Below are 14,338 nucleotides of genomic sequence, written 5' to 3' on the forward strand. Positions count from 1 at the left end.
TAAGAGAAATCAAGGATATAGTAAATCCCCTATAACACGGTAGTCAATACTATTATCTTCATTGACAAAGTACTCAATCAAAAGTTCTCCCCATGTGTTGCCATCAGAGAAGTCTGCGATGATCCAACGGTGATTTAACAAATGAATTTGATTTACCTGAAACGGACGTCCATCCCCTTCGTAAGGAATAAATACATTACCTTTTATCGTATTCTTTCCTATAATACCATCGGTTACTTGTTGTGTTACAAAATCGATATTGATATTATCATTTTCATAATATTCATACGCATTTGCATTTGTTTTCAATCCAAAGTATTCTGTTTCAGCAATACGCTGTTGCAAAGCATCGATACTATCTATAGCCTTTTGATGCTTCGTTTCCAACTTTGTCATTTTTTGTTGCTGATTTTCATAAAACTTTTTGTTGTGTACATATTGATATACAATCCATAAAGCAGCAAATAGAAAAAGGTATAAGAAGATATTACGTTTCATTAGGGTGTTGTTAGTATTAATCCATCATAAGCGAGATGTACATTATCAGGAAGCTGAGCTTCTACTTGCGCATGAAATCCCATATGATGGCTTATATGTGTAAAATAGGTTTGTTTTGGTTGAATTTTCGCTATCAATTCCAGTGCTTCATCTACATTTAAGTGTGTTTGATGCTCTTCATAACGCAATGCATTGATCACTAGTATATCAAGTCCTTGTAATTTTTTTAATTCTTCAGGAGCGATGGTTTTGATATCCGTCAAATAAGCAATTTTATCAAAACGATATCCAAAAACCTGTAAGTTTCCGTGATACCCCTCTATAGGAATAACAGGTATACCTCCTAATGATAGTGATTGATTATTAATGACCTCAAATGAACTTACACTGGGTGCTCCTGGATATCGATTTTCTGTAGCAAAAACATAATCAAACCGTTCTTTTAAGGTTGTGAGCACACGTTTATGTGCATAAATAGGAACATCTCCTTGTTTAAATACAAAAGGACGAATGTCATCAAGTCCCGCTACGTGATCTGCATGTTCATGTGTAAATAAAATACCACTCAATGGTACGAGGGTTCCCTCTGGAGTACGCTTTCGCGAAAGCGTATGTAGCATCTGTGCCCTAAAATCAGGACCACAATCTATAACATAATGATACGTATCCCATTCGATAAGAACAGATACCCGTAAACGTGTATCTCTAGGATCTTCACTTAAACATACAGGGTGATCACTCCCTATAACAGGAATTCCTTGAGATGTACCAGTACCTAAAAATGTAATTGTCAAATCTGTGAATTATTACAAGGAGTTTATGTATAAAATTATGATGCAAAAATACAGTTATTTTTTTTGGGTACTGTAGCTATTTAGTATATTTGAAAAACCTACTTAAAAGGTAAATAATTAGCTATGGCAATTACAATTCTTGGAGATAAGGAATTTGAAAAAGTCCCTTCGATAAAGAACAAAGTATTAAGAGTAAATCTTAATGAAAACATCTACGGTACATTTGCAGAAATAGGTGCTGGACAAGAAACCGTACGTCACTTCTTTAGAGCTGGTGGAGCCAGCGGTACCATTGCAAAAGCAATGAGTGCTTATGATAAAGACTTTAGTGATGCAATTTATGGTATAGAAGATGACGGTCGTTATGTGACCGAAAAGCGTCTTAAAAAAATGCTTACGCATGAGATGCAACTTATAGAAGATCGTATCTCACGCTATAAAGAGCCTAATAAAATTTTCTTTACCTATGCCAATACAGTGGCTACTATAGATTTTGCAAAAAAGTATAAAGGTCATGGTTGGGTAGGTATTAAATTTCAAATTACACCAGAAGGTGATTTTAATGAAATTATATTACACGTTCGTTTTCACGAAAATGACGCCAGATTACAGCAACTTACCTTAGGAACTTTAGGTGTCAACCTAATTTATGGTGCTTTTTATAAGCATGACAATCCTAGACATTTATTACAATACTTATACGATCATATTGATAAAGATCAGATAGAAATAGATACGATCAACTTCTCTGGACCTCAGTTTGAAGGTGTAGATAACCGTTTAATGAGTCTACAACTTGTAAGAAACGGAATGACAGAAGCCGTTATGTTTGATCCTAGCGGTAATAATGTATTACCAGCTGCTATTCTATATAAAAAGAATGTACTTGCATTACGTGGTAGTTTTAGACCTGTAACAAAAGTAAACATGGATATGTATGAGAAATCACTTGCCATGTTTTTAGAAGCCAATCGTGTAAATGAAAAGAAAACAGAAGTGATCTTTGAAATTACACTTTCCAATCTACGTGCTGAAGGAGAAATTGATGAAGAAGACTTTATGGCAAGAGCGCGCCTGTTATGTTCGCTAGGACAAACGGTGATGATCTCCAACTTTAAAGAATATTACAAAGTAGTAGAATACTTCTCTAACTATACAAAAGAGCGTATGGGACTTGTGATGGGTGTTAATAATCTTATTGATGTCTTTGATGCAGGTTATTATCGTCATTTAAGTGGTGGTATCTTAGAAGCTTTTGGTAAGTTATTCTTTAAAGACCTTAAAGTGTACTTATATCCAATGAAGAATCCTAAGACTGGAGAACTTACTACAAGTGAAAACTTGAAAGTACATCCACGTATGAAAGAGCTTTATAAGTTCTTTAAGTACAATGGTAAAGTAGTAGATATAGAAAACTATGATCCAACAATTTCTGGTATTTTCTCTAGAGAAGTACTACGTATGATACATGATGGCGAAGAAGGCTGGGAAGAATTACTCCCTGAAGGTATTGCCGAAATGATCAAATCAAGAGAACAATTTGGATACGAGAGTGTTGCTTACGGCGAGTAAACAATCATTACTATATAACGTATAAAAAAAGCTCCTAATAGGAGCTTTTTTTATGAATGCTTATTATATGAAGTAATCTATTTGTCTTGAAAAATGACAATTGATAATCATAAACTATGTGTTTTCATAATTACGTTTTGGTAATTTAATGAATTCACTTAGCGTTACTTTCAATGTCCATTTTTCTACATCATTTACATGTGTCATGTCGATTTTTTCATTGATTTGCGCTCCAGAAATTATAAATTGTTCTCCAACAGATTCAACAGAATAGATTTCACCATATACATCATGAATCATCTCGTCTATTTTACAAGAAGCTTTAAAATCATTACCGATATCAAATTCACCCCACGAAAAACTTAAGCCTTTAAAATTAGTAAAGTAAAATAAATCAGTTACTCCTTTCTTTAATACTTGCTTACCATTAAAAACAGCTGGTTTCCAGATAGCAGTAGTCTTAATTTTTAATTTAGAAAAGTCTTTAAATATATACTTTTTTTCTTGACTTTTCCCAGGACTCCAACCATTATGCATTGCTAAATGTATAATCTGACTTACCATGTTAGGTGAAATAGTAAGAGATTCTCTGTAATCAAATAGTGCTTCTATCTGATAATCTTGATACTTAGTATTTTCAATAATTAATTGTTTGAAATACAAATCTTCATCTGCAATAACTTTCCAAAAATATGGTTCATGATCTACAATAATTTTTCTAGATCCTTTCTTAGGCATTGCCATAAGTGTTATTTGTTTTAGATGCAGTAGTAATGTACTATAACAATTGAGCCGCGTGATCTTTAGTTTTTACTTTATCTATAACCTCAGTAACCACTCCTTGTTCATCTACCTTGAATGTTTTACGGTGAATACCATCATATTCTTTCCCCATAAACTTCTTTAATCCCCATACTCCAAAAGCATTGATCACACTATGATCTTCATCTGCAAGAAGTTGAAATGGAAATTCATATTTAGTTGCAAAATTTTTCTGACGCTTCTCAGAATCGGCGCTTACCCCTAATAATGTATATCCTTGGTCTTGTAATGCTTGATAATTATCTCTTAGGTTACATGCTTCGGCAGTACAACCAGGTGTTGATGCCTTAGGGTAAAAGAAAACAATTAGTTTCTTTCCTTTAAAATCAGAAAGTGATACTGTGTTTCCATCTTGATCTGTTGTTGTAAAATCAGGTACTTTATCCCCTACTTTAAGTGTATTCATTATCTTCGTTTTAAATATGGTTTGACTTTTTATAGAACTCATCATTAAAAAAACACTTGAATATATTCAATACGTGTTTTGTTTAATAATTCACCCTGCTAAGATAAACAAAATGACCAAGCAAGAAAAAGTAGATTTCGTTATAGATACGTTAAAAGAATTATACCCTCAAATACCTATTCCATTAGATCATAAAGACCCATATACCTTATTGATTGCAGTATTAATGAGTGCTCAAAGTACCGATGTACGTGTCAACCAAATTACTCCATTACTATTTGAAGTTGCTGATAATCCGTATGACATGATCAAACTTACGGTAGAAGAAATTAGAGAAATCATAAAACCTGTTGGCCTCTCTCCTATGAAATCAAAAGGAATCCACGGGCTCTCACATATCCTAATCGATAAATATAATGGTGAAGTGCCTAATGATATCGCATTACTAGAAGAATTACCGGCAGTAGGTCATAAAACGGCAAGTGTTGTTGTATCCCAAGCATTTGGCACACCCGCATTTCCTGTAGATACGCACATACATAGATTAATGTATCGTTGGGGATTTACCAATGGAAAAAATGTAGTACAAACAGAAAAAGATGCCAAACGTTTATTTCCTGAGCATGTTTGGAATGATTTACATTTACAAATTATTTGGTACGGGCGTCAATTCTCTCCTGCACGAGGATGGGATCTTGAAAAAGACATTATCACCAAAACAATAGGTCGCAAAACCGTTATTAACGAATATTATAAAACCTTAGAAAAAAGAGCAAAAAAGAAGAAATAAGTACTCTTACAGAAAGTCAACTATTACAGACTATTTTAAACTTTGTATCTAATGAAAAAGAGACTACTTCTACTCTACATACTAATGTTTCAATGGGTAGTAATTGCTCAAAACAACACAAAATATACTACGTTTAGACATGCCCTACAAGAAACTCATCAAGTTACTTGGCTTGATCTTGATTGCGCTGAAGTCTCTTTAATTAATACACAAATACATAAACTTCCAAACCTACAATCGCTTTACATAACAAACTGTGAGTTAAGCGTTTTACCAAAAGCAATTAAGGAGGTGCGAAATTTAAGTTTACTAAATATTCAAGGAAATACAATCGCTGATTTACCAGAATATCTGAATCAATTAGAAAATATCACTGTTCTAAATCTTAGAAATAATGCTTTTAAAAAACTTCCTGAAGTCATTACAGCATTACCAAAGTTAAGAGAAGTTGATATATCCTATAATCCGCAACTAGATATAAAATCAGTGATAACAACTTGTATAAAAGTAAAAAAGTTAGACTTCTTATATCTAGATGGGAATAATCTAATACAAATACCATCAGACATTAATAAATTACATGCCTTAGAAGAAATACATCTATCTGAAAATCCACAATTAAAACTAAGTAGCGCTTTTAAAAATTTAGCGCAAGTGCCTAATTTAAAAATAGTAGTGTTATCTAATAATGATATTACACAAATCCCTCAAGAATTAAGCCTAATGCAACAAATAAACGGATTGGTATTAGACAATAATCCAGCTATTAATATAACAGAACTACTAGTAAACACTGCTCACTTAGAGCATTTAAAAGTACTGTTATTAAGAGAAAATAACTTGAGTAAACTTCCAACTGACTTAAAAGGATTTAAAAGATTGGAGGTTTTAGAATTAAGTGGCAATCATTTTCCTAAAGCCGAACAAGAGAGAATAAAAAGTCAGTTACCTACTACCAATTTGGTATTCTGATAGTTTGATATATAGAAAAAGCCCAATCTGAACGATTGGGATTTTTACAAAGTTTAGTTGATGACTGCTTCAAAATTCATCGATTTATAATGTATAACACTTAAAGCCTTAGAATAGTTAAGTAGAAACTTAATTGTCTCTAACTTAGGTTGTAAATTTTCAGCCTGTTTACCCGGCGATGGTTCAGAGTAAATTTTTGACATATAGCTATTTTTGGTTTATAGTTATGTCAATAACGCAAAATATACCCTATTATTATATTAATTTGTTAAAATAATGTTATGTTTATCTATTACCTTACGAAGGTTAATGAGTGCATAACGCATTCTACCTAACGCAGTATTGATACTTACACCTGTTTTTTCTGAGATATCTTTGAAACTCATCTCTTGATATACTCTCATGTAAAGTACTTCTTTCTGATCATCTGGAAGCTCTTCTATCAAACGTCTTACATCACATTCCACTTGATCTTTAATTAACTGTTTTTCAGCGTTTAAGCAGTTGTCGCTCAATACAGAAAAGATGCTAAACTCCCCATCGTTATCAAACTTAGGCATACGATTATTACGTCTAAAGTGATCAATAACCAAATTATGAGCGATACGCATTACCCAAGGAAGAAACTTACCTTCTTCATTATAGCGACCTCTCTTAAGTGTATTAATGACTTTAATAAATGTATCCTGAAAAATATCTTCAGATACGTCTCTATCATATACTTTAGAATATATAAAACTATAAATACGTTGTTTGTGCCTCGTTATGAGGGTCGTTAATGAATTTTCATCTCCTTTGATGTAATTACTAACGAGCAGGGCGTCGTCTATTAACACTGTTTTCATATTACACTTTTGTAGGTTAACTATGAAGGAAAAATTCCTTACAATCATCATTTTAAAAAAAGTAATAATATGCTATAGGCAGAAAATTGTTTTATTGTGTTAAGAATTGTAAATATACTAGTATTCTTTTGACAAATACAAAATTTTTTTATGATTTCTTTAAAAAAAATACCAAAACACTAGTGTTTTCGGTATGAAACAGAAGTAGTATCTTTGTTTCTAGTTGTAAAAAATTACTATGCCAGTAGACATTTCTCTTGTAAATCCTAAGGATAATATTATTATCAAAGGCGCAAAACTTCATAATCTTAAGAATATAAATGCCGTTATTCCGCGTAATAAACTAGTAGTTATTACAGGACTATCAGGTTCTGGGAAATCCAGTCTTGCGTTTGACACGCTATATGCAGAAGGACAACGTCGTTACGTAGAAAGTCTTTCTTCCTATGCAAGACAGTTTTTAGGACGTTTGGATAAACCGAAAGTAGATTATATTAAAGGGATTGCTCCTGCTATAGCGATAGAGCAAAAAGTAAATTCTACAAACCCAAGATCGACGGTGGGTACTTCTACAGAGATCTATGATTACCTAAAGTTACTATATGCTCGTATTGGTAAAACGATCTCTCCTATTTCTGGCAATCAAGTAAAAAAAGATACAGTTACCGATGTGGTGGTGTATGTAAACGCTTTCGCGAAAGCGGAAAAACTCCTCCTCCTCTCTCCTATTTATCTGGAAGATGGACGCAAATTACAAGACAAACTAAAAGCACTTCAACAACAAGGATATGCCAGAGTAAAAGTAAAAGACGAGGTAAAACGTATTGATGCATTAGAAAATATAAAGAAATTAAAAGCATCAGATATTCAATTAGTTGTAGACAGAATTGTTACAAATCCTGACGATGAAGATTTTAAAAATAGATTGGCGGATGCTGTTCAAACTGCCTTTTTTGAAGGAAAAGGAGAATTGTTTATAGAAACACTTAGTGACAAAACAATACGTCATTTTTCTAATAAATTTGAGTTGGATGGAATGACATTCTTAGAGCCTAATGTACATTTATTTAGTTTTAATAATCCTTATGGTGCTTGTCCTACATGTGAAGGGTATGGTGATGTTATTGGAATAGATGAAGATCTTGTAATACCAAATACAGGGCTTTCTGTTTTTGAAAACTGTGTATTTCCTTGGAGAGGAGAAAGCATGAGTTATTATAGAGATCAATTAGTAAATAGTGCGTATAAATTTGACTTCCCTATACACAAACCTTATTTTGAGCTTTCTGAAGATCAAAAACAAGTATTATGGGAAGGTAATGAGCATTTTGAAGGTATTCATACTTTCTTTGAATTTCTAGAATCTAAAGCCTATAAAATTCAAAATCGAGTAATGTTATCTCGCTATCGCGGAAAAACAAAATGTAATACCTGTAAAGGAAAACGCTTACGACCAGAAGCTACCTATGTACAAGTAGGTGATAAAAATATTATTGATCTAGTTACATTACCGCTTAATGAAGTAGCTGACTACTTTAAAGCATTAGAATTAAATGAATACGATGCGACTATTGCTAAACGACTTTTAAAAGAAATCAATAGTAGATTAGAATTCTTATCTAAGGTAGGACTCGATTACTTAACCTTAAATCGTAAATCAAACACCCTTTCTGGAGGAGAGTCGCAACGTATTAATCTTGCTACATCTTTAGGAAGTAGTCTTGTAGGGTCTATGTATATATTAGATGAGCCAAGTATTGGCCTACACCCTAAAGACACTGAAAAATTAATAGAAGTTCTCAAATCTTTACGTGATTTAGGAAATACGGTTATTGTAGTAGAGCATGATGAAGATATCATGAAAGCTGCTGATGAAATCATAGATATAGGACCAGAAGCAGGAACTTTTGGAGGTCACGTAGTTGCTACGGGTACCTATCAAGATATCCTAGATAGCGACTCATTAACAGCACAGTACTTAAATGGCACTAAGGAAATTACAGTTCCCTCAAAACGTAGAACAACCGATTTCTATGTAGAGATTATAGGTGCAAGAGAAAACAATTTAAAAAATATTGATGCGCGTTTTCCACTTGGAATGTTTACCGCAGTAACGGGTGTCTCTGGTAGTGGAAAAAGTACCCTTGTACGTAAACTATTATATCCTGCATTACTAAAAGAAATAGGCGGTTACGGACAAAAAGCAGGACAGTTTACAGAGATCAAAGGGAAGTTTGATACCGTAAAAACAGTAGAGTTTGTTGATCAAAATCCAATTGGAAGGTCTTCTCGTTCTAATCCTGTTACCTATATCAAAGCTTATGATGATATCAGAAAACTATACGAGAATCAGAAATTAAGTAAAATACGGGGTTATAAATCAAAGCATTTTTCTTTTAATGTAGATGGGGGACGTTGCGAGACGTGTAAAGGCGAAGGTGAAGTAACTATTGAAATGCAATTTATGGCAGATGTTCATTTAGAATGTGAAAACTGCAAAGGAAAACGATTTAAAAAAGAGGTCTTAGAAGTAACATTCAATGATAAAAATATTGATGATATCCTCACCATGACCATAGATGATGCCGTTGCCTTCTTTTCTGAACATAATGAAGCAAAAATTACTCGTAAATTAAAACCGCTCCAAGATGTAGGTTTAGGATATGTAACATTAGGACAGAGCTCTTCTACCCTATCTGGTGGAGAAGCGCAGCGTATTAAACTAGCTTCTTTCCTAGTAAAAGGAAATACAAAAGATAAAGCATTATTTATTTTTGATGAACCTACTACAGGCTTACATTTTCATGATATTAATAAATTAGTAGCATCTTTTGAAGCACTCATAGAAAAAGGTCATAGCATCATTGTTGTAGAACATAATATGGATCTCGTAAAATGTGCTGATTATGTGATTGATCTTGGTCTTACGGGAGGAAAACATGGTGGAAATATTATCGCGCAAGGCACTCCAGAAGAAGTTGCTAAATCTAAAAAATCATATACGGGACACTATTTAAAAGAAAAAGTATAACAACAAATGGGTTTTAAAAGTTTTATCGAAAAAATTAAAGAAAGTATGAAGCCAGCACCTTTTGATGCTTCAGCGTTTCAAGATCCGTTAGCAGATAAAACCGCTTGGCACCCACAAGCAAGAGGAGGCGCAAATTTTAAAACGCGTAAACTAAAAGAAATTTCATCATCAGAATTACATTATAAAGGTTCTGTAGGTGGATTATTATTTGCTTTAGTCTTCACTATAATGCCCTCTATCTTTGTTGTATTCTTTTTTAGTGGAGGTTTTTTTGAAACAGAAGGAGAGACTAAATATTTCTTCTTATTTATTTTAGTTTTTCCAGCAGTAGGGTTTTATCTAATGTATATACATCTACGCCCTGTTATTTTTGATAAACGTATAGGATATTTTTACAAAAGCTTTAAAAAACCTGTAAATAGTTTTCAGCGTACAAACAAAAAAAATCAAATAGAATTAGATACGATTGCTGCATTACAAATTATTTCTGAATATATAAGATCAAAGAACAGTAGTTATACAAGTTATGAGTTGAATTTTGTCTTTGAAGATGGTGAACGTTATAACGTCATAGATCACGCTAAATATGAATCGATACAAAAAGAAGCCGTTATAATTGCTGAATTTTTAGGAGTTCCTTTGTGGGATGCCACAAATCTACAAACCTACCATCCTACTCACAGGAAAAAAAGCATAGATACAGATACTCCCTACGATTCTGCAGGATATGACTCAACAAAACGATATCGAGATATGTAAAAACTAAAAACAGGAACAACTACATAATAGTGCCCCTGTTTCTTATTTTTCTCTTTTATAAAGGTTAATAGTCTACCAAAACTGGCAATAATTATTGCTTCCGCAATATGTGTCACCAGGACCTAAAAATTCACAATAACAGTCTGAATTTCTCCAGCAATACCCATTATTAAACCCTCCTTGAATTTGTTCTTGTTCCTTCTTGCTTAATGTAGCTCCTAGAGCTGAAATGTTTTTTAACATTGTATAAAATATTTATGGTTAATTTTCTAAAAAGGTAGTATTTGAGTCTTGTATAAAAAATAAACAATACCCTATTTCAAATAATTTAAGGTGCTACTTAAACGCTGTTAATTAACATTTTACAAAAATAATTTCATGCAAAAGCTACTAATAAGTACGCTTTCATGAAAGCGTACTTAGCCATACTACAAAATAAACTACTCAAAAACTTGCAAGATTTTTAGTATCTTTAAAATCAAACTATTATGTCTTTATGAGAAAACTACTACACATCATCCTACTACTATTCTTTACGACAACTATTGCTCAAAATTTCTCTATGATAGATCAAGGGAATAGGTGGACGGTAGAAATCAATCAGTTTTGTGGAGATCTTCCTGATTGTAATGATTTTGAAATTTCAGGATATAGAACCAATGGTGAAGAAGTTGTAAATGGAATCACATATACTATTATAGAGTTTTATAATACTTTCTCTGATCAATGGCAGCTTTCTAGTTATTTAAGAGAAGAAGGACCTATGATTTATATCTTACGACCAAATCAGGATGAAGAATCGGTACTATATGATTTTACACTGGAAGTTGGTGATGCTTCAACTTTAATTATAGTAGAAGATACAAATCAGAATGGAGTTGCAGATGTCACAGCAGTCACCACAGAATTTATAGCAGGAGAAATGCGTAAAGTAATCACATTTGATGTTCCAGCTCCTGATTCTTCTATTTCTGATTTTGAGCAATGGATTGAAGGTATAGGATCTACTACTAATTTGATACTTCCGTTTCAGAGTGTAATAGATGCTGGTTATAATTTAGGCTGTTTTGGTAATGGAGCCTCTTTTTTTACTTTCAGTGAAGAGGGAGATTGCAGTTTACTAAACATCCCGGAAACTACCAATATCACAACTTTATTAACTCCTAATCCTGTTACTGAGCAATCTCAACTCACAATCAGTAATTTTAAAAATAACACATCTATAACATTTTATAATCTGCTAGGACAATTTATAGCTCAAAAAGAAATCACAAATAGTACGATGAATATCAATCACATTGATTTTCCATCTTCTGGTATTTATCTCTATCAAATAATACAAGACAATATGATTGTAGATACTCAAAAGTTTATGGTGAAATAATTGTTGGTCGCTTTTAAGTACATATTCTTGGTACGCTTTCGCGAAAGCGTATATATCCGTAAAATAAAAGGTATTAAACCAAGATCTCGCTAGATACTGATACTCAAACGAGTTCAATAAAAGCGAGATTAGCCTGCCTGATGGTAGAGTCAGGTTCAACTATCTGTTTTGTATGCGTCTTACAGACTTCACAAAATAGTGTTTCACTAATAACTTGTTTTCATTTTTTTAGTACTTTTAAAATCATATAATTACTTGATCATGAAAAAACTACTACGCATCATTGTATTGTTTTCGTTTACAATAAGTATTTCACAAGAGCTATCAATAACAGATCAGGGAAATAAATGGGGGTATTTATCTGAAGATCCGTTATGTGATCCAACTGACCCATATAATGGAGATTGTATTCAATTCTTTTTAGATATATATCGAATTAATGGAGAAACAGAAATTAATGGTATTGCTTATAAAATAATGGAACGCGCTTCTGCTATAAATCCAACATGGACATTTTCAACTTTCATTAGAGAAGAGGAAGGGGTTGTCTATACATACTCAGAAGCTAATGGGGAAATGATCTTATACAACTTTAATTTAGAAGTTGGAGATTTTCTAGATGTTGGCTATGGAGGGGATTGTTTTTATGATGACAATGGAAATGGATATGCAGATGTCATTGATGTATCAACACAATTTATTGCTGGTCAAAACCGAAAAGTAATTACTTTTGATGTTCAAAATGAACAATGGATAGAAGGCATTGGGTCTAATGTAAGTTTCTTTTCTCATTTTCAGGTATACTGTGATTTTGGAGAAACTATTAGTTGTTTTAATAATGGAGAAGAAGAAATTTTCTCTTTTTTTGAAATTAATGGAGAATGTTCAGAGTTATTAAATATTCCTGAAGTTTCTAAAGTAACGACCTCACTAACCCCTAACCCTATCACAGAGCAATCTACGGTAACCATCAATAACTTCCAAAGTAACACCACGATCTCATTTTATAACATTTTAGGACAATTTATAACTCAAAAAGAAATCACAAATAGTACGATGAATATCAATCGTACTGATTTTCCATCTTCTGGTATTTATTTCTATCAAATAACGCAAAATAATGTGATTATAGATACTCAAAAGTTTATGGTGAAATAACTGCTGTTCACTTTTAGGTACAGATGCTAGTCTGCTTTCATACTTCGACATTGCTTAGCATAAACTTCTTCGTCTCTTTGTTTCGCGAAAGCGTATGATACCTTATCTTTAGAGCAAAACCAACGATATGCGCATTTTAGCACCACTACTCTTCTGTTCGTTTTTTGCTATAGCACAATCAAATACAGAAGTCTACTTATTTAACATCATTCCTGAAGAAAATACAGTTACCCTTACCAACCAACAGAATATATCCAATAATGATGGATACGATAACCAACCCTCATTTTATAATGATAACCAAGTCTTATTTGCCAGTACCCGTAATGGTCAAACAGATATAGCTAGTTATTCTATAAAAGATGGAAAAGTACGATGGATCAATGATACAGGATTTGGAAGTGAGTACTCCCCTACCAAAATTCCTAACCAAAAAGCAGTTTCATCCATTCGGTTAGACACAACAGGCTTACAACGTTTGTACAGTTATGATTTTAAAACAGGCAAAAACAAAGAAATTATAAAAGGCCTAGTGATAGGGTATCACACATGGTATTCTAAAGATATTCTTATCTCTTCTGTACTTGCCGATGGCGGTTTAGATCTAGTCGTTTCTAATCTAAAAGATGGTACAAACTATACGCAACAAAAGAAAATTGGTCGTTCGCTACATAAAATTCCAAATTCTAATCTAATCAGTTATATCAGTAAAGAAAACGAAAAATGGGAAATTAAATCATTAAACCCAATAACGGGTGCAACCCAAAAAATTATTGAAACAGTTCCTGAAGCAGAAGATATGTGCTGGCTCAATAACGGAACTATTCTAATGCCTAAAGGAAATATACTTTATGCATTTAATCCCACAACAGATACGCGATGGAAAATACTTACAAGTTTTCAAGATCCAAACCTCTATAATATTACAAGAGTTGCTACAAATCCAACATCTACCCTACTCGCTGTAGTTTCTGATATATCCCCAGAAGTTATTATCAAAAAACAACTAGACGCTTATAATGCAAGAGACATTGAAGCATTCTTAGCAACCTATAGCAATAACGCACAACTCTTTGATTTTCCTGATAAAAAAACGAATGAAGGAAAACAAGAACTACGTACTATATTTGATGCATTCTTTAAAAGAACCCCTGATTTACACGTCGAAATAAAAAATAGAATTATCATAGGCAATAAAGTAATAGACGAAGAATATGTTACTGCCAACGGAAACAATTTTAACGCAGTCGCTATATACGAAGTGCAAAATGGAAAAATTACTAAAGTAACTTTTATTAGATAACCAA

General features: G+C 32.8%; 14 protein-coding genes. 8 read left to right on the plus strand and 6 right to left on the minus strand.

Going from position 1 to position 14,338, the window contains the following annotated elements; translation table 11 throughout:
* Window positions 1-9 precede the first annotated feature (9 nt).
* Both Q1A01_RS14930 and Q1A01_RS14935 read right to left on the minus strand, forming a co-directional pair.
* Window positions 10-498 (minus strand): hydrolase, encoded by a 489-nt coding sequence (locus Q1A01_RS14930; RefSeq protein ID WP_299682535.1) that lies wholly within the window; start codon window positions 496-498, stop codon window positions 10-12.
* Window positions 498-1,292 (minus strand): MBL fold metallo-hydrolase, encoded by a 795-nt coding sequence (locus tag Q1A01_RS14935; RefSeq protein WP_299682538.1) that lies wholly within the window; start codon window positions 1,290-1,292, stop codon window positions 498-500. Before Q1A01_RS14935 ends, Q1A01_RS14930 begins: the two co-directional genes overlap by 1 nt.
* Window positions 1,293-1,415: 123 nt before the next feature.
* Between Q1A01_RS14935 and Q1A01_RS14940 the strand changes: the two genes are divergently transcribed.
* On the plus strand, window positions 1,416-2,864 hold the full coding sequence (locus Q1A01_RS14940; RefSeq protein WP_299682541.1) for a TonB-dependent receptor: 1,449 nt from the start codon (window positions 1,416-1,418) through the stop codon (window positions 2,862-2,864).
* Between the two features lie 114 nt (window positions 2,865-2,978).
* Here Q1A01_RS14940 and Q1A01_RS14945 read toward each other — a convergent pair whose 3' ends face one another.
* Entirely contained in the window at window positions 2,979-3,602 is a 624-nt protein-coding gene (locus Q1A01_RS14945) for a hypothetical protein (protein WP_299682544.1), read from the minus strand.
* Window positions 3,603-3,642: 40 nt separating this feature from the next.
* Window positions 3,643-4,092, minus strand: coding sequence for a thioredoxin-dependent thiol peroxidase (bcp, locus tag Q1A01_RS14950; protein WP_299682547.1), 450 nt, complete (start codon window positions 4,090-4,092; stop codon window positions 3,643-3,645).
* Window positions 4,093-4,204: 112 nt separating this feature from the next.
* Here bcp and nth point away from each other — a divergent pair, with 112 nt between their 5' ends.
* Both nth and Q1A01_RS14960 read left to right on the plus strand, forming a co-directional pair.
* Window positions 4,205-4,882 (plus strand): endonuclease III, encoded by a 678-nt coding sequence (gene nth, locus Q1A01_RS14955; RefSeq protein ID WP_299682550.1) that lies wholly within the window; start codon window positions 4,205-4,207, stop codon window positions 4,880-4,882.
* 51 nt (window positions 4,883-4,933) lie between these two features.
* Entirely contained in the window at window positions 4,934-5,854 is a 921-nt protein-coding gene (locus Q1A01_RS14960) for a leucine-rich repeat domain-containing protein (protein ID WP_299682553.1), read from the plus strand.
* Between the two features lie 260 nt (window positions 5,855-6,114).
* On the opposite strand, the gene Q1A01_RS14965 is transcribed toward Q1A01_RS14960, so the two are convergent.
* Window positions 6,115-6,699 carry a sigma-70 family RNA polymerase sigma factor gene (locus Q1A01_RS14965; RefSeq protein WP_299682556.1) on the minus strand — a complete coding sequence of 195 codons (585 nt, stop codon included), beginning with the start codon at window positions 6,697-6,699 and terminating at the stop codon, window positions 6,115-6,117.
* A 238-nt stretch (window positions 6,700-6,937) separates the two neighbouring features.
* Between Q1A01_RS14965 and uvrA the strand changes: the two genes are divergently transcribed.
* Window positions 6,938-9,730, plus strand: a complete 2,793-nt coding sequence (gene uvrA / locus Q1A01_RS14970; protein WP_299682558.1) for an excinuclease ABC subunit UvrA — start codon at window positions 6,938-6,940, stop codon at window positions 9,728-9,730.
* Window positions 9,731-9,775: 45 nt separating this feature from the next.
* Window positions 9,776-10,489 (plus strand): hypothetical protein, encoded by a 714-nt coding sequence (locus Q1A01_RS14975; RefSeq protein ID WP_299682561.1) that lies wholly within the window; start codon window positions 9,776-9,778, stop codon window positions 10,487-10,489.
* A gap of 72 nt (window positions 10,490-10,561) precedes the next feature.
* On the opposite strand, the gene Q1A01_RS14980 is transcribed toward Q1A01_RS14975, so the two are convergent.
* On the minus strand, window positions 10,562-10,732 hold the full coding sequence (locus tag Q1A01_RS14980; RefSeq protein ID WP_299682564.1) for a hypothetical protein: 171 nt from the start codon (window positions 10,730-10,732) through the stop codon (window positions 10,562-10,564).
* A gap of 253 nt (window positions 10,733-10,985) precedes the next feature.
* Here Q1A01_RS14980 and Q1A01_RS14985 point away from each other — a divergent pair, with 253 nt between their 5' ends.
* The 3 genes from Q1A01_RS14985 to Q1A01_RS14995 all read left to right on the plus strand — a co-directional run bounded on the left by Q1A01_RS14985 (window position 10,986) and on the right by Q1A01_RS14995 (window position 14,334).
* Entirely contained in the window at window positions 10,986-11,873 is an 888-nt protein-coding gene (locus Q1A01_RS14985) for a T9SS type A sorting domain-containing protein (protein WP_299682567.1), read from the plus strand.
* Between the two features lie 261 nt (window positions 11,874-12,134).
* A complete protein-coding gene (locus tag Q1A01_RS14990) occupies window positions 12,135-13,031 on the plus strand; it encodes a T9SS type A sorting domain-containing protein (RefSeq protein ID WP_299682570.1) in 897 nt (298 codons plus the stop codon).
* A gap of 127 nt (window positions 13,032-13,158) precedes the next feature.
* Complete coding sequence (locus Q1A01_RS14995; protein ID WP_299682573.1) at window positions 13,159-14,334, plus strand: nuclear transport factor 2 family protein; 1,176 nt, start codon at window positions 13,159-13,161, stop codon at window positions 14,332-14,334.
* Window positions 14,335-14,338: the final 4 nt, after the last annotated feature.

Origin of the sequence: uncultured Dokdonia sp., assembly GCF_947492815.1 — a bacterium.
Taxonomy (GTDB): Bacteria; Bacteroidota; Bacteroidia; order Flavobacteriales; family Flavobacteriaceae; genus Dokdonia.